General features: G+C 44.0%; 22 protein-coding genes, 1 tRNA gene and 2 pseudogenes. 18 read left to right on the plus strand and 7 right to left on the minus strand.

Features of this window, described 5'->3' with window-relative positions; all coding sequences use genetic code 11:
* Positions 1–45 precede the first annotated feature (45 nt).
* Together FFM73_RS03290 and argH are read left to right on the plus strand one after the other, a co-directional pair.
* Positions 46–1,350 (plus strand): argininosuccinate synthase, encoded by a 1,305-nt coding sequence (locus tag FFM73_RS03290; protein ID WP_137630363.1) that lies wholly within the window; start codon positions 46–48, stop codon positions 1,348–1,350.
* Positions 1,350–2,732, plus strand: a complete 1,383-nt coding sequence (argH, locus tag FFM73_RS03295; RefSeq protein WP_137630364.1) for an argininosuccinate lyase — start codon at positions 1,350–1,352, stop codon at positions 2,730–2,732. Before FFM73_RS03290 ends, argH begins: the two co-directional genes overlap by 1 nt.
* A gap of 34 nt (positions 2,733–2,766) precedes the next feature.
* On the opposite strand, the gene FFM73_RS12720 is transcribed toward argH, so the two are convergent.
* Positions 2,767–2,937: an SPJ_0845 family protein gene (locus tag FFM73_RS12720; RefSeq protein WP_170173524.1), complete on the minus strand. Its 171-nt coding sequence runs from the start codon at positions 2,935–2,937 to the stop codon at positions 2,767–2,769.
* A gap of 391 nt (positions 2,938–3,328) precedes the next feature.
* Here FFM73_RS12720 and FFM73_RS03300 point away from each other — a divergent pair, with 391 nt between their 5' ends.
* The 5 genes from FFM73_RS03300 (at position 3,329) to FFM73_RS03320 (ending at position 10,887) form a co-directional block, all read left to right on the plus strand.
* Positions 3,329–4,783, plus strand: a complete 1,455-nt coding sequence (locus FFM73_RS03300; protein WP_235874443.1) for an ABC transporter substrate-binding protein/permease — start codon at positions 3,329–3,331, stop codon at positions 4,781–4,783.
* Positions 4,773–5,522: an amino acid ABC transporter ATP-binding protein gene (locus FFM73_RS03305; RefSeq protein WP_137630366.1), complete on the plus strand. Its 750-nt coding sequence runs from the start codon at positions 4,773–4,775 to the stop codon at positions 5,520–5,522. The genes FFM73_RS03300 and FFM73_RS03305 overlap by 11 nt, the downstream gene beginning before the upstream one ends.
* A 182-nt stretch (positions 5,523–5,704) precedes the next feature.
* Positions 5,705–7,495 (plus strand): excinuclease ABC subunit UvrC, encoded by a 1,791-nt coding sequence (uvrC, locus tag FFM73_RS03310; RefSeq protein ID WP_137630367.1) that lies wholly within the window; start codon positions 5,705–5,707, stop codon positions 7,493–7,495.
* Between the two features lie 105 nt (positions 7,496–7,600).
* Positions 7,601–8,905 carry a GTPase ObgE gene (obgE, locus tag FFM73_RS03315; RefSeq protein WP_137630368.1) on the plus strand — a complete coding sequence of 435 codons (1,305 nt, stop codon included), beginning with the start codon at positions 7,601–7,603 and terminating at the stop codon, positions 8,903–8,905.
* A 44-nt stretch (positions 8,906–8,949) separates the two neighbouring features.
* On the plus strand, positions 8,950–10,887 hold the full coding sequence (locus FFM73_RS03320; protein ID WP_137630369.1) for an acyltransferase family protein: 1,938 nt from the start codon (positions 8,950–8,952) through the stop codon (positions 10,885–10,887).
* A 58-nt stretch (positions 10,888–10,945) separates the two neighbouring features.
* Here FFM73_RS03320 and FFM73_RS03325 read toward each other — a convergent pair whose 3' ends face one another.
* Both FFM73_RS03325 and FFM73_RS03330 read right to left on the minus strand, forming a co-directional pair.
* Positions 10,946–11,674 carry a hypothetical protein gene (locus tag FFM73_RS03325; RefSeq protein WP_137630370.1) on the minus strand — a complete coding sequence of 243 codons (729 nt, stop codon included), beginning with the start codon at positions 11,672–11,674 and terminating at the stop codon, positions 10,946–10,948.
* Between the two features lie 14 nt (positions 11,675–11,688).
* Complete coding sequence (locus tag FFM73_RS03330; protein WP_137630371.1) at positions 11,689–11,955, minus strand: hypothetical protein; 267 nt, start codon at positions 11,953–11,955, stop codon at positions 11,689–11,691.
* 221 nt (positions 11,956–12,176) lie between these two features.
* Here FFM73_RS03330 and rnz point away from each other — a divergent pair, with 221 nt between their 5' ends.
* The 5 genes from rnz (at position 12,177) to FFM73_RS03355 (ending at position 16,519) form a co-directional block, all read left to right on the plus strand.
* Entirely contained in the window at positions 12,177–13,115 is a 939-nt protein-coding gene (rnz, locus tag FFM73_RS03335; protein ID WP_137630372.1) for a ribonuclease Z, read from the plus strand.
* A gap of 11 nt (positions 13,116–13,126) precedes the next feature.
* Complete coding sequence (locus FFM73_RS03340; RefSeq protein WP_137630373.1) at positions 13,127–13,483, plus strand: LapA family protein; 357 nt, start codon at positions 13,127–13,129, stop codon at positions 13,481–13,483.
* Positions 13,476–15,806: a single-stranded-DNA-specific exonuclease RecJ gene (gene recJ, locus FFM73_RS03345; protein WP_137630374.1), complete on the plus strand. Its 2,331-nt coding sequence runs from the start codon at positions 13,476–13,478 to the stop codon at positions 15,804–15,806. The genes FFM73_RS03340 and recJ overlap by 8 nt, the downstream gene beginning before the upstream one ends.
* Positions 15,807–15,823: 17 nt before the next feature.
* Complete coding sequence (locus FFM73_RS03350; RefSeq protein ID WP_089137061.1) at positions 15,824–16,342, plus strand: adenine phosphoribosyltransferase; 519 nt, start codon at positions 15,824–15,826, stop codon at positions 16,340–16,342.
* A gap of 88 nt (positions 16,343–16,430) precedes the next feature.
* Positions 16,431–16,519, plus strand: a tRNA-Ser gene (locus FFM73_RS03355).
* A gap of 356 nt (positions 16,520–16,875) precedes the next feature.
* Here the strand turns inward: FFM73_RS03355 and FFM73_RS03360 are convergent.
* Together FFM73_RS03360 and FFM73_RS03365 are read right to left on the minus strand one after the other, a co-directional pair.
* On the minus strand, positions 16,876–17,304 hold the full coding sequence (locus FFM73_RS03360) for a hypothetical protein (RefSeq protein WP_137630375.1): 429 nt from the start codon (positions 17,302–17,304) through the stop codon (positions 16,876–16,878).
* 40 nt (positions 17,305–17,344) lie between these two features.
* A complete protein-coding gene (locus FFM73_RS03365; RefSeq protein ID WP_137630376.1) occupies positions 17,345–17,767 on the minus strand; it encodes a hypothetical protein in 423 nt (140 codons plus the stop codon).
* A gap of 141 nt (positions 17,768–17,908) precedes the next feature.
* Here FFM73_RS03365 and FFM73_RS03370 point away from each other — a divergent pair, with 141 nt between their 5' ends.
* Entirely contained in the window at positions 17,909–18,769 is an 861-nt protein-coding gene (locus FFM73_RS03370; RefSeq protein WP_137630377.1) for an IS982 family transposase, read from the plus strand.
* 566 nt (positions 18,770–19,335) lie between these two features.
* Here the strand turns inward: FFM73_RS03370 and FFM73_RS03375 are convergent.
* A complete protein-coding gene (locus FFM73_RS03375; RefSeq protein WP_137630378.1) occupies positions 19,336–20,070 on the minus strand; it encodes an SDR family oxidoreductase in 735 nt (244 codons plus the stop codon).
* A 167-nt stretch (positions 20,071–20,237) separates the two neighbouring features.
* Here FFM73_RS03375 and FFM73_RS03380 point away from each other — a divergent pair, with 167 nt between their 5' ends.
* The 4 genes and pseudogenes from FFM73_RS03380 to FFM73_RS12970 all read left to right on the plus strand — a co-directional run bounded on the left by FFM73_RS03380 (position 20,238) and on the right by FFM73_RS12970 (position 22,572).
* Entirely contained in the window at positions 20,238–21,068 is an 831-nt protein-coding gene (locus FFM73_RS03380; protein WP_137630379.1) for an alcohol dehydrogenase catalytic domain-containing protein, read from the plus strand.
* A 335-nt stretch (positions 21,069–21,403) separates the two neighbouring features.
* A pseudogene (locus FFM73_RS03385) lies at positions 21,404–21,538 on the plus strand (divalent metal cation transporter); the annotation flags it as partial.
* Between the two features lie 247 nt (positions 21,539–21,785).
* Positions 21,786–22,391 carry a TetR/AcrR family transcriptional regulator gene (locus FFM73_RS03390; protein ID WP_137630380.1) on the plus strand — a complete coding sequence of 202 codons (606 nt, stop codon included), beginning with the start codon at positions 21,786–21,788 and terminating at the stop codon, positions 22,389–22,391.
* A 4-nt stretch (positions 22,392–22,395) separates the two neighbouring features.
* Complete coding sequence (locus FFM73_RS12970) at positions 22,396–22,572, plus strand: hypothetical protein (RefSeq protein ID WP_235874437.1); 177 nt, start codon at positions 22,396–22,398, stop codon at positions 22,570–22,572.
* A gap of 7 nt (positions 22,573–22,579) precedes the next feature.
* Here FFM73_RS12970 and FFM73_RS13170 read toward each other — a convergent pair.
* A pseudogene (locus FFM73_RS13170) lies at positions 22,580–22,843 on the minus strand (hypothetical protein); the annotation flags it as partial.
* Between FFM73_RS13170 and FFM73_RS03400 the strand changes: the two are divergent.
* Complete coding sequence (locus FFM73_RS03400) at positions 22,842–24,041, plus strand: MFS transporter (protein WP_137630381.1); 1,200 nt, start codon at positions 22,842–22,844, stop codon at positions 24,039–24,041. The pseudogene FFM73_RS13170 and the gene FFM73_RS03400 sit on opposite strands and share 2 nt — an antisense overlap.
* The last annotated feature ends 46 nt before the right edge of the window (positions 24,042–24,087 follow it).

Raw genomic sequence — 24,087 nt, forward strand, 5'->3', positions numbered from 1 at the left:
CTCGTACCATTAAGTAAAAAAGTTGAATTGAGAGGGCGTAAAAACATGACAAAAAATAGAAAAGTTGTATTAGCATATTCTGGCGGACTTGACACTTCAGTAGCGATTCCTTGGTTAAAGGATAAGGGCTATGACGTGATTGCCTGCTGCATTAACGTTGGTGAAGGTAAAGACTTGGATTTTATCAAGCAAAAGGCACTGAACGTCGGTGCGGTTAAAGTTTATGTGATCGATGCTCTGGAAGAATTCGCAGAGGATTACGCGATGGTTGCTTTACAAGGCCACACGTATTATGAAGGCGAATATCCATTGATCTCAGCCCTGTCTCGGCCGCTGATCAGTAAGAAGCTAGTTGAAGTTGCTCAGGAAGAAAATGCGCAAGCCGTTGCCCATGGCTGTACTGGAAAAGGTAACGACCAAGTACGGTTTGAAGTTGCCATTCACGCCTTGAACCCAGCACTGGAAGTTTTGAGTCCAGTTCGGGACTGGCACTGGTCACGGGAAGAAGAAATTGATTACGCTAAGAAGCACAACATTCCGATTCCAATTGATTTAGACTCACCATATTCCATCGATGCCAACATCTGGGGCCGGGCTAACGAAGCCGGGGTTCTCGAAGATCCTTGGGTCAGCGCACCAGAAGATGCTTATGCGTTAACGAATCCCATCGATAAAACACCGGATACCCCAACGGACCTTGAGATTACCTTTGTTAAAGGGGTACCAACCAAGATCAACGGGAAGTCAATGCAGCTGGCGGATCTCATTCAAAAGTTAAACAAGATTGCTGGCGAAAACGGGGTCGGCCGGATCGACCACATTGAAAACCGGTTAGTCGGAATCAAGTCGCGGGAAGTCTACGAAGCACCCGCTGCCACCGTTTTGATGAAGGCTCATAAACAGCTGGAAGATCTCACCTTTGAACGGGATCTGGCCCACTTCAAGCCAGTAATTGAAAAACAGTTAACGGAAATGATCTATAACGCGCTTTGGTTCTCACCATTGATGGATGCTTTACTGGCCTTCTTGAAGAAAACTCAAGAAGTTGTTACCGGCGTAATCAAGCTGGAACTCTTTAAGGGCAACGTGATTACGTTAGGCCGGAAGTCAGAAAGCTCACTGTATGATAAGAATTTGGCAACGTATACCTCTGCTGATTCATTCGACCAAGAAGCTGCGAAGGGCTTCATCAAGTTATGGGGCCTGCCAACGACCGTTTATTCACAGGTCAAGATGAGAAACCAGCAATCCGCCTTTGTGAATGCCGTGACACAAAACAACAAGTCGAAGGTCAAGGTTGCGGTCAAGTCAGAAGAAAAGCAGGATCAAACGGAGGGGGCAACCAAGTAATGGCAACCAAAAAACTCTGGGGTGGCCGGTTCCAAGAACAGGCGGCTGAATGGGTCGATGAATTTGGAGCGTCCATTTCCTTTGATCAGCTCATGGCTGAAGAAGATATTGAAGGTTCTTTGGCTCACGTTAAAATGCTTCAAAAAACCGGCATCATGCCTTCTGATGACTGTGATCAGATCATTGCGGGATTGGAAGGCATTCAGACCGATCTGGAAGCCGGTAAGCTCAAGTTTACCGTTGAAAACGAAGATATTCATATGAATATTGAGGCGATTTTAACGGATCGCATCGGCCCCGTAGCGGGTAAGCTGCATACTGCGCGATCACGTAACGATCAAGTGGCTACAGACTTCCACCTTTATTTAAAGAAACGGTTACCCAAAGTGATCGATGAAATTACCACGGTTCAAAAAACCTTGGTGAGCTTGGCTGAAAAAAACGTTGAAACCATTATGCCGGGCTACACCCATTTACAGCACGCTCAGCCCATTTCCTATGGCCATTACTTAATGGCTTATTACCAAATGTTTAAGCGTGACAAGGAACGATTTGCGTTTAATGAAGTGCACACTGATATCTCACCGCTGGGCGCAGCAGCCTTAGCCGGAACCACCTTTCCAATCGATCGGCAAATGACGGCGAAAACACTGGGCTTTAGTAAAGTTTATGCGAATTCACTGGACGCAGTTTCCGACCGTGACTTCGCACTGGAATTTCTTAGTAACAGCTCGATTCTAATGATGCACCTGTCGCGATTCTGTGAAGAGCTCAGTATGTGGGTCAGCCATGAATTTCAGTACTTGGAATTATCAGATGCATATACGACTGGTAGTTCGATCATGCCACAGAAGAAGAATCCCGACATGGCAGAGTTGATTCGGGGCAAGAGTGGCCGGGTCTATGGCCATCTGATGGGTTTGTTAGCCACTATGAAATCATTACCGCTAGCCTATAACAAGGACCTGCAAGAAGACAAAGAGGGTGTCTTTGATACCGTTAAGACGTTATTGCCAGCCCTCAAGGTCTTCAATGGGATGCTGTCCACGGTGACGGTTAAGACTGATAACATGAAGGCAGCCACGGAAAATGATTTTTCAAACGCGACTGAGTTAGCTGATTATCTGGCAACGAAGGGTGTTCCCTTTAGAGAAGCGCACGGCATTGTGGGACAGTTAGTTTTGAAGGGAATTCAGACCCATCAGAATTTACAGGATATGTCATTGAGTGATCTCAAAAAGGCTTCACCGTTAATTGAAAAAGATGTTTACCACGATTTGAAATCAGAAGTAGCGGTTGAACGCCGTCATTCTGAAGGCGGTACTGGTTTTGATCAGGTCCGCAAACAAATTGAACAGGCGAAAAAAGAAATTGATGCATAAAAAAACGGTACCCGCGGGGGTGTCGTTTTTGTGGTTATTTATGATAGTTGCGATGTTCTTTAATTAAAGCCTTAGCCTTTTTAGTGGCGTCTTTTTGTTCATCGTGTTTTAAAAACTTATCACGTTTTTCATCCTTCAGATCCATTTCGGCAAACTTGCCAAACATGGCGTCGAGGTTATCTTGACGCTTTACTTTTAATCCCATGATGTAGTCAACTCCTTTACTGCGCTTAGTTTATCATGAGTGGGGGTGGGAAGCAAGCAAGGTGCAAGGTGCGAGGACAGGCGTTTAGGGAGTGGAGTGAGGTGTGCCGGTGGGTTTGCGGCATGCCTTACTGCCCCTTACATGCAACTCCCTGCCTGACCGAGCCCGATTAGGCAATGAAGGAGTGAACAGGCTCTCTTTTATGTATCTCAAATGCATAATGTATTTAAGAGTGTATACCAATCAAAAAAGCAACTAATCTTGTATAAATGATACTTTTTCCCGTTTTTTATTGCATAAAGAATGATTTTGGTGTAATGTAGAAGTTACTTAATTAGAGAGGGAGTTACCGCGAATGAAAGTCAAGGGGAGAAACGTATTACTCACCGTTATGACATTGTGTTTGTCATTATTATTCTTATTTACAATTCAGCCATCACATTCCATTACCACTACCACTGCATATGCAGCGGATAATTCACTGCAGAGGGTTAAGGCTCGGGGCAAAATCGTTATGGCGACTTCACCAGATTACCCGCCTTATGAATTCCAGGTCAGCAAGAACGGTAAATCCGAAGTTGTTGGGATGGATGTTGATATTATGAAGCAAGTTGCTAAGGACTTGGGCGTTAAGCTAGTTGTTAAGTCCATGTCATTTAGTAACGTGCTGGTTGCCGTTGAAACTGGGAAAGCCGACGTTGCCATGAGTGGGATCAACCCAACTCCTGAACGGCGTCAAAGTGTTGATTTCTCAGAGATCTACTATAATGGTGGTCAATCATTTCTGATCAACAAGACGGATGCCGGTAAGTATACCAGCAAGGCATCACTGGCACATAAAATTATTGGTGCTCAAACAGGGACGTTACAATATAATTTAGCTAAGTCTAAGATTCCCGGTGCTCAGGTCAAAGGGATGGATAAGAACACCGATTTGGTATTAGCTTTAAAGACGCATAAAATCGATGCACTGGGTATTGAAACCCCATCGGCTGAAGCTTATGTGAAGAATGATCCTGATTTAAAGATGATCAAGTCTGGTTACAGTTTGAACAAGAACGACACTGGTTCAGCTATGGCGCTCAAAAAGGGTTCTGGTACCTTAGTTGCTGCTATCAACAAGAGTATTACTAAGATCAAAGCTAAAGGCTTGCCTAACCAATACTTGGCACAAGCCGGTAAGTACATGAAAGTTAACACGCATAATACCTCAATGTTCCATTACTGGACCTACTTCGCTAAAGGGATTGAATACACACTGCTGATCTCAGCAATTTCAGTTATCTTTGGGGTTTTGCTAGGAACCATTTTAGCCTTGATGCGGTTCAGTAAGAGCAAGATCTTCCATGCTATTTCAATTGCCTACGTTGAATTCGTTCGTGGGACACCATTGATGGTTCAAGTCATGTTCGTTTACTTTGGGATTGGGATCGTGGTTAACCTGCCAGCGTTATTATCAGGTATCATTGCCGTTTCACTGAACAGTGGTGCTTACGTTGAGGAAATTATTCGTGGTGGGATTAATTCAGTTGATAAAGGTCAAACGGAAGCCTCTGCTAGTCTGGGGTTAGCTAAGACTGATACCATGCGGTTTGTTGTGTTACCTCAAGCGTTAAAGAACATTTGGCCAGCACTTGGTAACGAATTTGTCTCACTGGTCAAGGAAAGTTCAATTGTTTCCATCATCGGTGTCACTGATCTGATCTACCAATTAAACATTGTGCGTGCCGACACGTATCGTGGGGTTATGCCAGTGTTCGTTGCCATGATCATTTACTTCGTGATGACGTTTATCTTAACAAGAGTTCTGAACTACTTTGAGGGGAGAATGAAGCATGCCAAATAAACCATTAGTTGAAGTTAAAAAGTTAAAAAAGAACTATGGTGATACCGAAGTCCTAAAAGAAATCGACGGTACGGTTATGCCTGGTCAAGTGATCTGTGTGATTGGTCCTTCAGGTTCAGGTAAAAGTACGTTTCTACGTTGCCTGAACATGTTGGAAAAACCAACGTCAGGTCAGGTGTTGTTTGAAGGAAAAGATACGCAGAAGTTCTCTGAGGAAGAATTAACGACTTTACGTGAACGGATGGGTATGGTTTTCCAAAGCTTTAACTTGTTTCCTAATTTGACGGTGCTGGAAAACCTTAAGTTAGCACCGATCCGGGTTAAAAAGATGTCTGATAAAGACGCTGAAGAAAAAGCGTTGGGTCTGCTTAAACGAGTCGGTCTGGACGAAAAAGCAAACGTTTATCCCGACAGCCTATCTGGTGGTCAGGCACAACGGGTGGCCATTGCCAGAGCCTTAGCGATGGATCCGGAAATGCTGCTGTTTGATGAACCTACCAGTGCGTTGGATCCTGAAATGGTTGGTGAAGTACTGGCCGTTATGAAGGAATTAGCCGAAGATGGCATGACCATGGTCGTTGTCACTCATGAAATGGGCTTTGCCAAAGAAGTTGCCAACGATGTCTGGTTCATGGCGGATGGCTATATTCTGGAGAAGAACACGCCCAACGAGATGTTCGATCATCCGAAGAACCCACGTACCAAAGACTTTATCAGTAAGATTATTGGTAATGTATAGACTGTTCAATAAAACAAAAACACCCTGGTTTGATTGTCGAATCAGGGTGTTTTTGTGCGGTGATTTGACGTGGGCATCTAGCTTGCCCCAAACATGTATTCGGCGTTATAATGAAACGTCGAAACTGGGGCAGTATGACGCCACGGTGAATCTAGATCATGAAGTGAAAGAAGGTCGTTGATTTGGCCACCGAATATCTTGAACATAAATTAGCGCTTTTACCCGATATGCCGGGAATTTACATGATGAAAAACATCAATGGGCACATCATTTACGTTGGCAAAGCGAAAAACTTAAAAAACCGGGTGCGGTCCTACTTTAAAAGTAGTCATGAAGGAAAGACCGCCCGTTTAGTCTCTGAAATTGCTGATTTTGAAACCATTGTGACTTCGACTGACAAGGAAGCCTTTTTGCTTGAAATCACCATGATTCAAAAACATCAGCCACACTATAATATTAAGCTAAAGCAGGGGACGGGCTATCCCTACATTAAAATCACGAATGAACGCGATCCCACCATGCTGATCGTCAGTTCGATTCGTAAGGATGGCGCGTACTACTTTGGCCCATATCCCAACGTTTACGCCGCTGAAGAGACCCTGCATTTTTTGCAGAAAGTGTATCCTTTGCGACGCTGCAACGGGTTCCAGAACCGGCCTTGTCTGTATTATCACATGGGGCAATGCCTGGGAGCTTGCTTTAAAGAAGTTCCCAAGGAAGAGTATGATCAGCAGATCGAACGCATTAAATCCTTTCTGAACGGTAACGTTGCCACGGTAAAGCGGCACTTAAATGCCCGGATGAAAAAGGCGTCTGATAACCTTGAATTTGAGCGGGCTGCTGAGATTCGTGATCAAATGCACTACATTGAAGTGACGGTGGAAAAACAGAAGATCATTTCTAATGATCAAACACCGCGGGATATCTTTAATTTCTACCTGGACAAGGGCTGGTTATCGGTTCAGGTCTTCTTTATTCGCCAAGCACGGTTAATGAAACGCGAAAAGCGGTTGTTCCCCATCGTTAACGATGAGATCGAGGAAATGACCAGTTTTATCATTCAGTTCTATCACCGTAAGAACAGTATCTTTCCAAAGGAGATTCTAGTGCCGGAAAGCTTGCCTAAAGAGATCCTCGAAGAGATGCTGCCGATGCCGGTAAGAACGCCGCAGCGGGGTGAAAAACGGGCCTTATTGGAGATGGCTGGCAAAAACGCACGGTTAGTCTTGGAAGAAAAGTTTCGGTTACTGGAACTAGATGAAAAGAAGACCACTGGTGCCATGAAAGAGATCACTGATGCGCTAGGAATTGCGCCGGGACATAAGATCGAAGCGTTTGACCACTCGCACATTCAAGGTGCTGATCTGGTTTCAGCGATGGTCGTGTTTGTTGACGGGCAGCCGAATAAGAACCTATATCGGAAATATAAGCTGCGAACCGTGGATCATGCGGATGAAGCGGCTAGTACCCGCGAGGTCATTCGCCGGCGCTACACGCGTCTGCTGAAGGAACACGCTGCCATGCCGGATCTAATCTTAATGGATGGCGGCACGATTCAGCTAGACGCCGTCAAAGACGTTTTAATCAATGAATTAGGACTGAATATTCCGGTGGCTGCCATGGTGAAAAACGATAAGCATAAAACGGCTGATCTCCTGTCTGAAGTGCAGGATACGCCGCTTCACCTGGATCCTAAATCACAGGGCTTTTATCTCCTGCAGCGGATTCAAGACGAAGTTCACCGGTTTGCCATTACCTTTCATCGCAAAGTTCACGCGAAAAACTCGCTGAGTTCACGCTTGGATGATATTGAAGGGGTAGGACCAAAGACCAGAAATAAGTTACTGCGGAAGTTTGGTTCAATGAAGAAAATTGCGGCTGCAACTCCCGAAGAACTGCATGAACTAGGGATTTCGAAGTCGGTTGCCGATACGATTCACCTGACCTTAGCCAACACGACTTTAACCAGTTGATAATAAACTTAAAAAAATGCAATAAACGGTGGTAATTTGGCGGTATTCATTGGATAATAACAAGGTTAGGAATGTTCGAATGAAATGGAATAATGGAGAAATGCTATGTTTGTAGATCACGTAACAATAAATGTTAAAGCCGGAAATGGTGGTAACGGAATGGTTGCCTTCCGGCGAGAGAAGTATGAACCAAATGGTGGGCCAGCCGGTGGCGACGGTGGTCGCGGCGGCAGTGTTATCTTTAAAGTTAACTCGGGCCTGCGAACACTGATGGACTTTCGGTTTAATCAAAAATTCAAGGCTGACCATGGTCAAAACGGCGGCATTAAAGGGATGACGGGTCGCAGTGCTGAGGATCGCGTTATTTTAGTTCCTTTAGGGACCACCGTCATTGACGATGAGACCAATACGGTGATTGCGGACCTCGTGCACACGGATGATCAAGTCGTGATTGCGCAAGGTGGTCGTGGCGGCCGTGGCAACGTCCACTTCGCCACACCGAAGAATCCCGCACCAGAATTAGCTGAAAACGGCGCCCCTGGAGAAGAGCGCCGCGTTCGTTTGGAATTGAAGCTATTAGCTGATGTTGGGTTGATTGGGTTTCCATCGGTTGGAAAATCCACGTTACTGGCAGCTATTACTAGTGCCAGACCCAAGATTGGTGAATATCATTTTACAACGATCACCCCTAATCTTGGGATGGTTAAGTTAAGTGACGGCCGTGATTTCGCAGTGGCTGATCTGCCCGGCTTAATCGAAGGGGCAGCTAGTGGCGTCGGTCTTGGAATCGAATTTTTGAAGCATATCGAACGGACCCGGGTACTGCTGCATTTGATCGATGTCAGTGGATTTGAAGGACGTGATCCCTACGATGATTTTCTGAAGATCAACGCGGAATTGAAGAAGTATGATCCAGACTTACTGAAACGACCGCAAATCGTTGTGGCAACGAAGATGGATCTGCCGGACTCAGCTGAAAATTTGGCAACTTTGAAACAGAAGCTGGCAAAGGATACTACGCTTGATACGCCACCAATTGTGATGGCCATTTCCAGTGTGACTCATGACGGGTTAACACCGCTGATTCGAAAGACGGTTGAAATTCTTGATCAGACCCCAGCCTTCCCAGTTAAGGGTGTTGATGACCTTGAACAGATGCTCAATCCTGAGGATCAAGCAGCGCAGGCTGACGACTTTGCAATTAATCGCGATGAAGACGGCACATGGGTTCTAACCGGTGCTAAATTAGAGCGGTTGTTCCAGATGACGAACATGGATCATGAGGAAAGTACGTTGCGCTTTGCACGGCAAATGCGGGGTATGGGCGTCGATGATGCGTTACGAGAAAAGGGTGCTCATAACGGTGATTTAGTTCAGATCGATGACTTTACCTTTGAATTTGTAGAATAGTATTATTGGCATAATAAGAGATAAGAGGAAACGAGGGAGAATTGATGCAACACGCAGGGAGCAGACGGCTTAAGCATAGCCGTTATATTTCTGGATTTGACGGAATCCGAACTGTTGCGGTAATTGGTGTGATCGTCTATCATCTATTGCCCTATAGTTTGCAGGGGGGCTATCTAGGTGTCCCCATATTCTTTGTGGTTTCGGGATATTTAATCACTGACTTGCTCTTACAGGAATACGAACAGAATTCGCGGATCGACATTATCGGGTTTTATATCCGCCGAATGAAGCGACTGTATCCAGCATTAGTGACGATGGTCTTGACGACGGCAGCGTACATTACTTTATTTCAGCGTTCACTGTTTGCCAGTTTAAAAGCCATCATCAGCACTAATTTACTTTACGTGTACAACTGGTGGGAAATCGGTCATGGTCAATCTTACTTTGACCGGTTTAACGGAGAGTCACCATTCACACACCTTTGGTCACTATCGATCGAAGGGCAGTTTTACTTAATTTGGCCACTGGTTTTAGTGGTTTTGCTGTTTATTTTTAAAGAACGGAAATCGATTTTTTACCTGATTTCGGCGTTAGCAGTTGCCTCAGCAGTCTGGATGAGTTACCTCTATACCGGTACTGCGATGACTAACCGGGTTTATTACGGGACTGATACTCGGATGTTTGCGATTTTACTGGGTGTCGCGCTAGCCTTTGTTTGGCCTGCGACTAAGTTAAGGTCGGAGCTGAACAGCCGAGCAAAGTGGTTATTGAACGGTGCTGGGCTCATTAGCTTTGCACTCCTAATCATCATGTTCTTTACCATGTCTGGTCAGTCAAGCTTCACTTATCATGGTGGAATGTTCCTGTTTACGCTGCTATCAGCTATTTTGGTCGCAACCGTGGCGCATCCAGCCGGGTTTATGAACCAGCTATTTACTAACCGGATCTTTGATTGGGTCGGTAAACGCAGCTATGGAATCTACCTGTATCAATTTCCCATTATGATTTTCTATGAAGCCAAAGTAACTAACATCGCTGCTCACCCTGTGCTGAACGCTTTAGTAGAAGCCATCCTGATATTGATCGTGAGTGATCTCTCTTACCGTTATTTGGAGAACCCAACGCGGCATTACACTTATAGTCAACTGCCAAGTCTGATCAAGGAATTTTTCCAAAACCCGAGAAAGTTTGGCTGGCGTAAGTACGTCATTATTCCAGCGGCCTTGGTTACCGGCGTTGCACTGTTTGGTGCAGCTACCAGTCCGGCCCATTCGGAAGCTAATGACTCAGCGCTCCAGACGAACATCAAACATAATCAAAAGCAGGATGCTTCTTCTAATCGAGAAGCTTTAAAGAAGCAGCGAGAAGCGAATAAAAAAGCGGCTGCGGAAAAACAGCGTGAAGAAGCCTGGAAGAAAGTCAAATTATCAGCCCATCAAAAGGAATTGATGAAGACGTATGGCCTCTCCAAGCGTCAATACGTTCAGGTGAAGGACCTTTCGGTAACGGCCATTGGCGATTCTGTCATGGTGGATGTCTCTAAGGATATTCGTCAGGTGATCCCGAACACTTACGTTTCAGCTGGTGTTGGCCGACAGATCTGGCAGGCACCTAAAGAGATCGAATCGCTGAAGTCGCAAGGGGCCTTGGCCAATACGGTAGTAATCAATTTAGGGACTAACAGTCCAATGACTGATAGTCAAATTGACAAGGTGATTCAGATGGTTGGTCCTAAGCGCCACATCTTCTGGGTCAACACCCATGTGCCGACCCGTAACTGGGAAGCCTCTGTGAACGCCACGATCGCTAAAGCGGCTAAACGTTATCCCAACGTTGAAATGGTCGATTGGCACGGCTTGAGTAAGGATCATCAAAGCTGGTTCTACTCGGATAATGTGCACCCTAATCCAACTGGAAACCAGAACTTTACCCGCTTATTAATTCAGCAACTAACGGCTCCTAATTCACCACTAGAAAAATAAAAAAACACCGTGTGCGAACGTTTAACGTCAGCATACGGTGTTTTAGTGGTTATAAAAGTTAAAGCACGATCTGAATGGCGGCAGGTGTTTTTGACACTTGCTGGCCCGATTGATTGAAGCTGCCTGAGAATTGAATGCTCAGTCGGTTGACTTTAAAGCTGGTGGGACCAACTAGGATCATGGCCGAAAATGTGCGGGTCTGGTTTTTATGAATGACCTGTCCGGCACTGGGATCACTGATGCCAGTTGAAGTAATCGGCTTTGAACCATTTAAACTAATCTTTTGGACCCCATCGATTTTAACGGCATTTTCAGAGCTGTTGTTAACGGTGAACTTAATCTGTAAAGTTTGATAGGGGTTAGGCAGCTGACCCACATTGAAGGCCTGCTGTGCCATTTGGATGGCCCGTTTGGTTTTGGCATTATTGTTGAATCGCTTGGTAGTAATGATGTGATATGCGATGCCCCGGCTAGCTGTTTGCTGGTTTTGATGTTTGTTTTGTGCCAAAGTAAGTTTGGTGCCAGCTTGATCATAGGCAAATTGTCCCGGAATGGAAAGCAGTCCTGATTTTTGATAATTTTGATTGTCTTTTTCCGAGCTTGGCACTTTATAAGGCTTCATGGTTGCTTGATCAGACGCAGACCGTTCAGGCGTTTTAGTTGATTGACTAGATGAAGACGCTGAACTGGATTGTGTATGCTGGTTGGTTTTTGCCTGGCTCCCGCAGCCAGTTAAGATGAGACCAGCTGCCAAAATGACAGTTAGCATGAAATGTTTATCTGACATATTAAATCCCTCCATTATTTAAATAACAGCCAGTGCCCTGATTGGCGAAAACCATATAGACGGTCACCATGAGACCTAAATACGGTTAAGTTCTGGTCAAAGTGGATTGAATGCTGTCGCAAGCTTTCAACGGTTAAAGGCGTCTGGGTAACGGTGTGCAATAGGAGCTGATCACCAACAGCTGACAGGCCGCTGATCGGTTTTATCGGGTTCGTATCAAGCCCCAATTTTAAGCTGGGATCCAGCAAGTGGACTAATGTGATAAGTTCTCCTAAGCGCAATTATTTCACTTCCTCTAAGGGTTATTATACATTATCTGAGGGAACAATCATTGAACCGAGTTATTTTAGTTTCCTTAAGGATAATCGTCATTATTTCAGCCAAATAATCAAACAATCCTGCGTTGAATCTGATACAATTGTAGGGTTGAGATTCATTTTAAAAGGACCAGATGACACCGGGTAAATGTGCGGTGCAAGATAGATAGAAAAGGACGACAGATATGCAAATTGAATTTTTAGGTACCGGTGCCGGTTCCCCAGGAAAGTTTCGTAACGTTAGCAGCCTGGCATTACGGTTACTGGAAGAACGCAATTCTATCTGGCTGTTTGATGCCGGTGAAGGCACCCAGCACCAGATTTTAAGAACCACGATCAAACCACGTAAAATTGATAAAATCTTTATTACCCACTTGCATGGCGACCATATTTTTGGGCTGCCAGGCTTACTTAGCAGTCGCTCGTTTCAGGGCGGTAATGATAAGTTGACGATTTATGGGCCTAAAGGGATTCGGAACTTTGTGTTGACCAGTTTAAAGGTTTCCGAAACGAAATTATCCTATTTCATTGAATTTGTGGAATTAACTGGTGGCGGTAAGATCTTTGAAGATGATAAATTCACGGTGTACGCCGAGCATTTAGATCACAAGATCGAAGCCTTTGGTTACCGGGTGGTGGAACATGATCATCCAGGTGAATTGATGGTGGATAAACTGCAGGCCGATCAGGTGCCGTCTGGGCCAATTTACGGGCAGCTTAAAGCTGGTAAAACAGTGACTTTACCTGATGGCAGAGTAATCAATGGCCAAGATTATATTGGCCATGCCCAAAGGGGGCGGATCGTGGCTATTTTAGGCGATACGCGCAAGACGGCTAATAGCTATAAACTGGCGGAAAACGCCGATGTCTTAGTCCATGAAAGTACCTTTGCGAAGGATGAAGCAGCCATGGCACACAGTTATTATCATTCAACTAACGTGCAGGCAGCTAACATTGCTAAGACCGCCCACGTGGGTAAGTTATTACTGAATCATATTTCGGCTCGTTACAACGGAAAACTGGCTCATGATTTAGAAAAGCAAGCTCAGAAAGTCTTTAGTAACACGAAGGTCGTCAAAGACTTTGATGTGATTGATGTACCGTTTGATAAAGAACGGGAATAGGGGGCTGTTTAATGAAACGTCAAGGAAAAGTGATCATTGCGATTCTAATCGTGATCCTAATTGCCGTTTTTGCAGTGATGAATACTGAATCAATACCGATTCATTTTGGCTTCGCGACCGTTTCGTGGCCATTAGTCCTAGTGCTATTAGTAGCCATTTTTCTGGGAGCTATTTTAATGTTCTTGTTTGCGACTATTTCAAATTACCAAAATAAAAAAACCATCAAACAACAGACTAGCCGCATTCAGACCTTAGAGACCCGGTTAGATGAAACGCGGTCTGCTGAAACTAATTCCAAGACGGATGCAGCAAAAACTGGTAAATCCAAATCAAGTCAACCAGAAGTAAAGGGTGATAAGCGTGATTGAACCACATTATGATTGGCAAGTAAAAAACGTCGATCAACCAAGTGACGAGGCTACTAAATTGGCAGATACATTGTCGATTCAACCAATGGTAGCTCAGATCTTACTCAACCGCGGATACGATACCAAGGAAAAAGCGGAACAATTTTTACAGCCCGATTTATCGCAGCTGCACGATCCAATGAGTATGCACGACATGCAAAAGGGTGTTGAGCGGATTCAAAATGCCGTTGCTAACGGTGATCACATTACAATCTATGGTGACTACGACGCGGATGGTGTGACCAGTACCTCGATTCTTTATGAAACCTTGGATCAAATCGGGGCTAACGTGGACTACTTTATCCCTAACCGGTTTGTTGATGGTTATGGGCCCAACGTGGCTGCTTTTGAGCGTTTAATCGAGGGCGGTACGCAGCTGATCGTGACGGTGGATAATGGGGTGGCGGGTAACGATGCCATTGCCCGTGCCAATGAATTAGGCTGTGATGTAGTGGTGACTGATCATCATGAACTGCCGGGTAAATTACCGGACGCTTACGCTATCATTCACCCGCGTCATCCTGAGGGCCAGTATCCCTTTGGCGGACTGTCCGGTGCTGGGGTGGCCTTTAAAGTGGCAACGGCACTGTTAGATGAAGTTCCGCAAGAAATGCTGGATCTGGCAGCGATTGGGACAGTGGCTGACCTTGTACCACTAGTTGACGAAAACCGTGTGTTAGTGACCGCTGGCTTACAGCTGCTGTCACAAACTGACCGTTTGGGATTAGTGGCGTTGATCAAAGAAGCGGGCATTGTACCAGAACGACTCGATGAACAGTCGATTGGGTTTGGTATCGCGCCCCGGCTAAACGCGTTAGGTCGGTTAGACGATGCGGCACCAGCCGTTGAATTACTGACCACCCTGGACGAAGACCGGGCTGAAAAATTGGCTGATCTGACAGAGAAGCAAAATAAGTATCGGCAAAAGCTAGTTGCTGATATCAGTGAAGTTGCCTTGGCACAAGCCCAAGACGCCGATCACCGTGACCATCCCACCATGCTGATCACGGGTCAGGGCTGGCACGAAGGGGTTCTGGGTATCGTGGCCAGTAAGGTCGTTGAAGCGACTGGTAAACCAGCCGTAGTTCTCAACGTCAATACGGAAAACGGTACCGCTAAAGGGTCCGGCCGTAGTGTTGAGGGTTTTAACCTGTTTGAAGCTTTTGACGGTCAGCGTGACCTGTTAGTTAACTTTGGTGGGCACGCGGCTGCGGTAGGGATGACGGCAAAAGCGAATCAGCTCACACAACTGCAAACGGGGTTTGACCAGGCAGCTGCTGATCAAAACTTAGCCGATCAGCCTAAATCACAGTTAACGGTGGCGTCTGAGATGCCAGTGAGTGAGGTTACTAAAGACCTTTATCAGCAGTTACGCAGATTAGCACCATTTGGGACTGATAATCCAGTACCAATGTTTCTATTCAAGCCGTCAGCGGTTCAAAATGTGAAAGCTATTGGCGCTGACGGGAAACACTTGAAGTTTCAATTGACTGATCAAAATCAACAGTTAAATGCAATTGATTTTGGTGCCGGTGAGCTGGCACCAGTGCTTCAAAGCGCACCGCAACAGGTTAAGATCGTCGGCCAGATCAATGTTAATGTCTGGCAGGGGCGGATTTCCATGCAGGTGATGGTGAAAGATTTAGCTGTCGATGGACTGGTGATCAGTGATCAGCGGACCCAAAAATTGCGTGCGGAAATGTTTCAAGATACAAATGCCACCTATGTCTTTTTTAACCAGAAAATTTATGAGCAGTTGCAGTCACAGATTCCAGCAACTGCTAATTCTTGGCTGCTGGCGGATGCTAAACGATTAGGTGAGGTTCAGACACCCACGATGTATTTGGTGGACTGTCCGGCTCAAATCAGTGATTTAAAGACAGCGTTAAAAGCGGTTAAAGCCGACCAAATCGTAAGTTATTTTTATTTAAAGGAATCTCATTACCTTTTGGGGATGCCAGATCGCGCACAATATGCTAAACTGTTTAGGTTCGTTCAAACGCATCATGATGTGGATGTCACTCATCGACTGAATGAGCTGGCTAAATATTTACAGATCGTACCTACTCAATTAGTTCTGATGTTGCAGATCTTTCGTGAGTTGGAATTTGTGACCATTACCAATGGCAAGTTAAATGAAGTGAAAAAGCCGGCTCATCGTCAGATCACTGACGCACCAAGTTACCAAAAACGACAGCAGCAGATTGAAACTGAAAAACAACTATTGTATAGCGAAACGGCTGACTTGCAGTCTTTGTTGACCTCGCTAATTACACAAGATTAAAGGAGTTGCTCATTAAAATGACGATGGATTTAAAGAAGTACGTTGCTACGGTACCGGATTATCCCGAGCCTGGTGTGATGTTTCGTGATATCTCACCTTTGATGTCGGATGGTAAAGCTTACCGTTACGCCACGGATCAGTTAGTTGATTACGCTCGTAGTAAAAATGTAGACATGATCGTGGGTCCCGAAGCCCGGGGCTTTATTGTGGGTTGTCCAGTTGCCTATGAATTAGGCATTGGTTTTGCACCTGCACGTAAGGAAGGTAAGTTGCCACGAGAAACGGTTAAGGCAACCTATGACCTGGAATACGGGAAGTCTGCGCTCTATATGCATAAGGATGCTGTTAAGCCTGGCCAACGGGTACTTGTAACTGATGATTTATTGGCGACTGGTGGTACGATTGGCGCAACAATCAAATTAGTCGAAGATTTAGGCGGTATCGTTGTTGGTACTGCATTTATCATTGAACTCAAAGACCTTCACGGCCGCGATAAAATTAATGGTTATGACATCTTTAGTTTGATGGAATTCTAGAAAAACTGATCAGCATACTAAATATTGACTGAGAATGGTTGCAAGTTTGGCTAGTTTTGTTTATAATTATTTAGTGTGTTGTTGTTATGGAGAGTTGGCAGAGTGGTAATGCACCGGACTCGAAATCCGGCGAACCGGTTTATAGCCGGCGCGCAGGTTCAAATCCTGTACTCTCCTTATAGATACTATAAGATAAACAATAAGAAGCCTTCTAAATGTTGATTTAGAGGGCTTTTTATTTTGGTTCAGCATCAATTCATATCGGTGAGGTTCACGGGCACAACCACGACTTTGTAGCGGTATTGTCTATTTCTAAATTAGCAAAATGTAATTAAAAAATTAGTTAGATTATAAAAGCCAAAACAGTTACGCTTTAAACATTCTCCAAGGGACTGTTAGAGTTGCTATAACAGCAATAATTTATGATCGCCTGACTATTTTTAAGGTACCCATGTTGGTTTGATTCATTTTAATGAAATCAGCGAACTGGGTTTAAAGACATAATAAAAACACTCAATAGAGTACTTAAAGAATTACCTAACTGCCTTACCATGCCAAGTGGGATACTTGCTGAATTTAACCATTTTTTGACCATTAACTTTTATATGTTTAGAAGACAATCGTGTAATTTTATAACTATGATACTTGTGGTTACCTGACCAGTCTATTGCACGATAACGTACCGTATACGTTTTACCATTGTACTGATAACCAGTGTGAGTGCCACCATAGCCGTCTGACTGTGAATAAACATAATCAATGCTGTGTTTTGTAGCCGTTAGATGCTGATAAGTTGGTATTCCCTGGTATCCATGATGAATGCTACTACGATATTTATGCCCAACTAAAAAACTGGGTGTTCCACTGTGCCAAGTTGCTGCACTGGCAGTCGTGGATGTAACGCCAATGCTAGCAATTAATCCTGCAGATAGTGTTAGTGTTACTAAGATAGATTTCTTCATAGGTGTTGCCTCCATATTTATTATATTTCGCTACTGCTGATTAACGTTGATAAATAGTATTAGTGTATTTCCACGTTGTCGAGTAATCTTTAAAGTAAATTTTATGTGAATTATAAATTTTAACCTTTCCACGCCAAGCGTAACCATTAATAGGAGCGTTGCCATACTCGCGTGCATAGAGTTTATAAGTATGATGGCCGGTATATTTGTATCTTACTTTAGAAACACCAAATGGATCAACTCCACCGGCCCATTCACCGCTAATAGTTGTTTTATGGAAATGAAGCTTGGATGTTTCACGACCTCTAGCGGTGTAAACCGTTTTTGCGTGCCATTTTGTATTAATTAATGAATGTGGTAGTCCTTTGTGAGTTGTTGCTGCACTGGCCGATGTGTTTGTTGAGACTAGCCCCCCTAATAGGCCAAAACTTAAAGCAGCTGTGACTAAAATAGTTTTTTTCATAGATGTTGCCTCCCTGTATTTTTAAATATAGCGCTAATTCGTATATTAGTTAATACGCTTGGTGCTAGTTGATTAAATTTGAACAAAAATAGCCCGACAAGGCTACACTATAGTTACTCTACTAACTAAGAAGTGAATGCCATGTTGGACCAATTACAGTATAAGCAATCAGTCGTTCGAATTCAATCACCACTAGCTAAATGGATAAGGCTATTATCGCCGTTATACCAGCGATTTGTACCTGCATCAATACGATTCAGAAAGAATTATAAACTAGCCAAATTAAGCGATGTTAACTTATTGGCCTTACTTTGTTGGCAGGTTGAATTGGGCATTACTGTCCAACGTCGATTCTACCGACAACTTTTAAACCTAGGATTCTCCAGTCTTCCTGAGCGCTCAAGATTTTGCCGACTTAGTGTGCGTGCTGGTCAGATACTCCAATCGATACGTAATGGCTTAGTCAAAACGGTAATGTCTAAGCCAAGGTATACCATTATTGACAGTTTTCCAATGCCGGTGTGCCATCCCATACGCAATTATCGAGCTAAGCGCTTCAAACCAATCGCCAATATCGGATTTAATGCGACGAAAAAGCAATGGTATTGCGGCTTCAAGGGCAGTTTTGAGGTGACCGATCAAGGCATTCCAGTTGCCTATACGATTACCCCAACTTCAGTCCACGACATTAAGATGGTGAAAACATTGGTAGACCAGTATCCATGCTCGTATATTCTAGCGGACGTGGGTTATCTGAGCCGAAAACTAAAATCTGGACTGGCCGACGACGGTATTGATTTTTGGACGCCCAAGCGCCGTAACATGCTTCACAATGGCGTTAACAATCAATTATTAATGCGTGATCGCAGGTATATTGAAACTGTATTTTCTCAATGGGGAGATAGCTTTAGTCTTGAAAGCAATCGAGCACATTCATTAGATGGTTTTCAAACGAGAATCGAACAATGCCTGTTAGTAGCTACTCTTAAAAAAATCAACTAGCACCAAGCGTTAGTTAATATTTAAATTAAAGATTAATTGAATGAAGGGAATAGGTATGCGATTAAATTTGCACAGTAGTCAACGCTAGGGGAGCGAGAGACATTACCGAATGAGGAAACAAACCAATAAGAGAAAAGGCGAGTAATATCAGTTGTGAAGATCTTACTTTAAATTTAAATAGCTTTTAAACATAGTCGAATTTATAATATATTTCAACTATGCTTAAAAATGGTATAGATAAATCACTTAAGAACAATCTCTTCACAAAGTCAGTAATTATTTTAAAAGATACCATAGTTAATCCATAAAAATTATGTTCATCGTATCACAGTAACACTAACAATCCCTTTTTATATTTAAAAAATTAGTTTTTCTCTAAAAAAATTTACAAAAAGGGTTGATTATACAAACCAATTTTAGTAAACTCTTAATTGTACTTTCTTTCGAGCTACATTTCTCAACTACAACTACAGATGTCGGTCCACTACACCCGGCATCACAAAAGAGCGATGAACAGCCTCTTCCATAACGGAGGTGTTCATCGCTCTTTTATTGGCTGAAAAAGGTTAAATGATCTGCGTAGATGGGCGCAGCAATACTTCATTAACGGCAACATTTGCGGGTTGGTCAATGGCGTAAGCCACCGCATTGGCGATATCTGCAGCGTTTAGACCGGTTTCCTTTTCTGACTTTTCGGTTTGAGCACGTTGCTTAGGATCGCTAATGGTGCTAAATAGTTCAGTATTGACAACTCCAGGTGAAATCATAGTTGTTTTGATGTGGTTAGCGACTTGTTCTTGACGCAGACCATCCATGATTGCTTGAATGGCATATTTAGTACCAGCATAGACGGCTGTTCCGGGATGGACGACGTGGCCAGCCACTGAATCGGTTGTGATGATTTGGCCGCTCTGCTGTTTGATCATTACGGGCAGGACCGCTGCAATGCCATACAGCACACCCTTAATGTTAACGTCGATCATCCGATCCCATTTATCTACCTTGAGGTCGGCCATTTTTGAAATCGGCATTAAACCGGCGTTGTTATATAAAACATCAACACGTTGGAAATTATCGGTTGCTAATTTAATGAGGCTATTAACACTTTCGCGGTCAGTGACGTCTGTTTCCTGAAACAAAACATGGCCTGCAGGAAATTCATTTGCAATTTTCTTTAAGCGTTCGACACGACGCGCACCAATGACTACTTTAGCACCGGATTGCGCTAATTTTTCGGCGGTGGCTCGGCCAATGCCACTAGAGGCACCAGTAATCACAACGACTTTATTTTTGATTGTCAAGATCTCAGCTTCCTTTCAATTTTCAGGATTATTTTACCACTTTTTCAGCTTAGAAATTTAGGGGCAAATAGTGCCTTGACTTCGTCTATACTCTAACTGCTATACTGAATTTGTATTTTCAATGGTTCGCTATATGAACCAAGTATGTTTTGAAAGGGGCAATTTTTATGAAAACAACAATCTTTGAAAAGGCTGGTCAAGTCGCTATTGAAGAGGTGGCTAAGCCGACAATTCAAGCCGACGATGACGCGATTATTAAAGTCGTTAGAACCTGTGTCTGCGGTTCTGATCTATGGGCTTATCGCGGATTAGAAGATAAGGATGACTATTCAGCTAATTCTGGGCATGAAGCGATTGGTATCGTGGATTCAGTCGGCAGTGCCATTACTACGGTTAAGCCGGGTGATTTTGTGATTGCACCGTTTACTCACGGCTGCGGCCACTGTGCGGCCTGTTTAGCCGGCTTTGATGGTGATTGCCAGAGCCATGACGATAACTTTAGTTCGGCCGTTCAATCGGAATACGTTCGGTTTCAGCACGCTGACTGGGCGTTAGTTAAGGTACCGGGTCAGCCAGCTGATTATAGTGATAAAATGTTGAATTCCCTATTAAGCCTGGCTGATGTGATGGCAACTGGTTACCATGCCACTCGCGTTGCCAACGTGACGACTGGTGACACGGTGGTCGTTGTGGGTGACGGTGCGGTTGGTCTGTGCGGTGTGATTGCAGCTAAGATGCGTGGGGCTAAGCGCATTATCGCCATGAGTCGCCATGAGGATCGCCAAAAATTAGCGCGTGAATTTGGAGCTACCGATATCATTGCTGGCGGTCCAGCTTCAGTAACCACGTATGACAAGCAGGTCTTATTGAAGGCGGTATTAGATGGTGATATTCATCCGGGTAAAGTCTTTACGAAGGCGTTTAAGCTAGATGATATCAATGCTGCCTATCAGGCAATGGCTAAGCGAGAAGCAATCAAATCGCTGATCATTGTTTAATTGAATGATTGACTAAGTCCACGAGCAAATCAATTCCCGTGGACTTTTTGTTTTGATTTTGCGAATAAAAAGTTATGTATACTTAAAAACTATTTTAATAATTAAAATATTAATGTATAATAATTAAGTACTAAAAAATTAAGGAGGTCGGTTTATACTTTGAGGAATGGTAAAACGAACAAGTAGTACCATTCGCTGTAATCTGCTGATGGGGGTAAGTTATCGGCAGAAATTGATATTACTGTTTTAAAGAGGGGACGATGCTGAATCTGGTGGACCAATAATGGTTGAGTACACGTGTCAGGTGATTGATCAGTTTTAACCATTGTTGAGCTTTCCATTACTTATTGATGTCTGTCATCTTAATGTCAAGTTTGATTGCGATGTGATTGCAAGTCATGGCAGCTAAACTTGGCATCGTGAGTCAGAGGGATCTGGTCCAAGCCATTCGAACACGGACGCGTGAATCATGAGCGGATCGTGCTTTATTACAAAGGTGGTTTGCCTTATCCTGACTGGGCGGACATTCTTATTTGAACGGTCTATGATTTGTACCATGGTAACAACGTTTTGAAAGTAAACTAAAGTTAAAGGCATGAGACTAAGAGAGACTTATGTTTTCACGTATTTTAATCGCTGGTCATGTATCTGAATTGATATTCGATGCAGACTAGCGAGCATGAAGATTATTAGTTTATCAAGAAGGAAACTGATTAGATGACTAAGGAAAATACATTTTCAAAAAGTCAATTTATCACTGTTTCTAAGACATTATTTGCGACTCAAGGGTATACTGGCACCACTACCAGAGAGATCATTCAAGGGGTGGGCGGTGCTGCTAAAGGATTACTGTATTATTATTTTCCTAAGGGCAAACGGGAAATTTTAGGCTGTATCTTAAAGCGAAATGGTCTTGAAAGATTAGGTAACCTTGAAGTTGATTTCAGCCAGAGTTCAACACCGGCTGAACTGGAAACAGCATTAATGACAACTTTTAAGCAAATTGAAGTTATTTTTCAGAATCAGGCGATTTATCAATTATTTGTAATTACTGTCAGGGAGCGGTTATTACTGACGGCTCAAGAAGCAAGCCTAGTTACTCAGGCGTGGCAGCAGCTCAGTGAGAATTTAGGTGTTGCCCTGAGCAACTGTCCAGTGAGTTCAAACTTGAAAACGGAGACTTGTGACGTATTGGGGCAAATTATCGTTTCCATTTTTCAAAAAGCGATTAATGATGCGCTGTTGATCAGCAATAAGCAGCAACTAAGTGATCAACTGTATGGTCAGATTCAAACGGAAATTCACTATTTACTTAGTGCCTGATTAAATGAAGCGGCCGACTAATGCCGATGTTTCGGTGTTAGTCGGCCGCTTTACTTTTAATGGAATCAATCAAATTACTTCTTCACGTTTTGTTCCCAACTGGCACGAGTATCAACGTGTGCTTGATCAGCTAACGATTCAAGGGCGTGCATTTCATCGTCAGTTAGCGTCAGTGAAATAGCGCGCTTCGTGCCCGCAATATAGTGCTGTTTAGTGACGCCGATAATTGGCGTTGTGTGTTTTTGAATCGCCCAAGCAGTGGCAATGTCGGCGACAGTATGGTGAAAACCTGTTGGAAATGCAAATGACTGGTTTAAGCCATCCCAGTTCGGAAGCTTATTTGAGTAAAAAAATAGGGGTTGAGTTATACTGCCATTAACTAGATTGACGTCTAAATGGGGTTTAGGCTGCTGGTGATGGTGTGAAATGGAAGAGACGGGGGAATTGACGATGAAGAAGAATCAGTTGCGGGCCATCGTCTTTACGATGGTGACCTTTCTATTAGGCTGCAATGAGTTCATGGTAGTGGGGATATTATCGGAAATTGCGCATCAGTTGAACGTTTCGCTAACGGCAGTCGGTTCCCTGATCACAGTGTTTGCGATTGTCTACGCGGTGAGTACGCCCGTTATTACCATTCTCACCAGCAAATATAGCCGGTATAAAACGTTGCTGGTGCTGATGGGTATCTGGTGGATCGGTAATACCTTAAGCGCCTTAGCACCGAATTATGGCTGGATGCTGATTTCACGGATGCTGGCCGCTAGTGTGGCTGGTGCCATTATTTCCTTACTGATGGCGCTGACGTCCGCAATAGCAGCCAAGGAAAAACGGGCTGGTCTGGTAGCCTGGATCTTTGCCGGCTACAGTATTGCATCAGTTTTTGGGGTCCCCATTGGTACGATGATCAGTTTCCAATCCACATGGCGGGCAGCTTTTCTGCTGATTTCAGGACTCACGCTTTTGCCATATGGTCTATTAGTCTGGTTACTGCCAAGACACGTCCGGCAAGTCACCGGAACGGTTTTTGAACAGTTAACCTTGTTTCGTGATCGTCGCGTTCAGATTGGAATTTTGCTAGCGCTCTTTACCGCTGCGACCATGTACGGTTACTACACTTATCTGCGACCGTTATTAACCAGTGGGTTGGGGTTTCATCGTAGTAATTTGAACGTGCTTTTATTTGCTATTGGGCTGATGAGCATCGTCTCGAATCGGTGGTCGGGTCATTTAGCCAAACACGGCGGACTAGCGCAATTGCCCAAATACTACGTGGCGGATCTGGTGATTTTAATGCTGCTGCCAGAGACACTGAATCATGAAGCAGTGGGCTTTGGTGCACTCCTGATCTTAACCATGATCGTCACGTTGCTCAGTGCGCCCTTACAAGTCTATCTTTTGGAGATTGCGGAAAATGATTATCCGCAAGCGCTGGTACTAGCCTCCTCGTTAAGCTCCATTTTCTTTAATTTTGGGATCTCCTTGGGCTCGGCAACGGCTTCCGTGATGTTTGATGTGATGGGGTTAAAGGATCTTAGTTTAGGTTCGGCCATCTATGCCGTGATTTCATTGACCCTGATTATTACATTAAACCGGCTGATTAAAAAGCGGCCTGATCAAGTTAAAGTTAAGCAGATAGACAAAAAGTGATTCATCAGTAGGTTAATACTGGTGAAATCACTTTTTTAATGTGTAT

Source organism: Secundilactobacillus hailunensis, from assembly GCF_005405185.1.
GTDB lineage: Bacteria > Bacillota > Bacilli > Lactobacillales > Lactobacillaceae > Secundilactobacillus > Secundilactobacillus hailunensis.

Excerpts from the sequence above, each read along its gene's own strand:
- FFM73_RS03290 (WP_137630363.1), top strand. The coding sequence starts at position 46 with ATGACAAAAAATAGAAAAGTTGTATTAGCATATTCTGGCGGACTTGAC.
- argH (WP_137630364.1), top strand. The coding sequence starts at position 1,350 with ATGGCAACCAAAAAACTCTGGGGTGGCCGGTTCCAAGAACAGGCGGCT.
- FFM73_RS12720 (WP_170173524.1), bottom strand. The coding sequence starts at position 2,937 with ATGGGATTAAAAGTAAAGCGTCAAGATAACCTCGACGCCATGTTTGGC.
- FFM73_RS03300 (WP_235874443.1), top strand. The coding sequence starts at position 3,329 with ATGACATTGTGTTTGTCATTATTATTCTTATTTACAATTCAGCCATCA.
- FFM73_RS03305 (WP_137630366.1), top strand. The coding sequence starts at position 4,773 with ATGCCAAATAAACCATTAGTTGAAGTTAAAAAGTTAAAAAAGAACTAT.
- obgE (WP_137630368.1), top strand. The coding sequence starts at position 7,601 with ATGTTTGTAGATCACGTAACAATAAATGTTAAAGCCGGAAATGGTGGT.
- FFM73_RS03320 (WP_137630369.1), top strand. The coding sequence starts at position 8,950 with ATGCAACACGCAGGGAGCAGACGGCTTAAGCATAGCCGTTATATTTCT.
- FFM73_RS03325 (WP_137630370.1), bottom strand. The coding sequence starts at position 11,674 with ATGTCAGATAAACATTTCATGCTAACTGTCATTTTGGCAGCTGGTCTC.
- rnz (WP_137630372.1), top strand. The coding sequence starts at position 12,177 with ATGCAAATTGAATTTTTAGGTACCGGTGCCGGTTCCCCAGGAAAGTTT.
- FFM73_RS03340 (WP_137630373.1), top strand. The coding sequence starts at position 13,127 with ATGAAACGTCAAGGAAAAGTGATCATTGCGATTCTAATCGTGATCCTA.
- FFM73_RS03350 (WP_089137061.1), top strand. The coding sequence starts at position 15,824 with ATGACGATGGATTTAAAGAAGTACGTTGCTACGGTACCGGATTATCCC.
- FFM73_RS03360 (WP_137630375.1), bottom strand. The coding sequence starts at position 17,304 with ATGAAGAAATCTATCTTAGTAACACTAACACTATCTGCAGGATTAATT.
- FFM73_RS03365 (WP_137630376.1), bottom strand. The coding sequence starts at position 17,767 with ATGAAAAAAACTATTTTAGTCACAGCTGCTTTAAGTTTTGGCCTATTA.
- FFM73_RS03370 (WP_137630377.1), top strand. The coding sequence starts at position 17,909 with ATGTTGGACCAATTACAGTATAAGCAATCAGTCGTTCGAATTCAATCA.
- FFM73_RS03380 (WP_137630379.1), top strand. The coding sequence starts at position 20,238 with ATGAAAACAACAATCTTTGAAAAGGCTGGTCAAGTCGCTATTGAAGAG.
- FFM73_RS03390 (WP_137630380.1), top strand. The coding sequence starts at position 21,786 with ATGACTAAGGAAAATACATTTTCAAAAAGTCAATTTATCACTGTTTCT.
- FFM73_RS12970 (WP_235874437.1), top strand. The coding sequence starts at position 22,396 with ATGAAGCGGCCGACTAATGCCGATGTTTCGGTGTTAGTCGGCCGCTTT.
- FFM73_RS03400 (WP_137630381.1), top strand. The coding sequence starts at position 22,842 with ATGAAGAAGAATCAGTTGCGGGCCATCGTCTTTACGATGGTGACCTTT.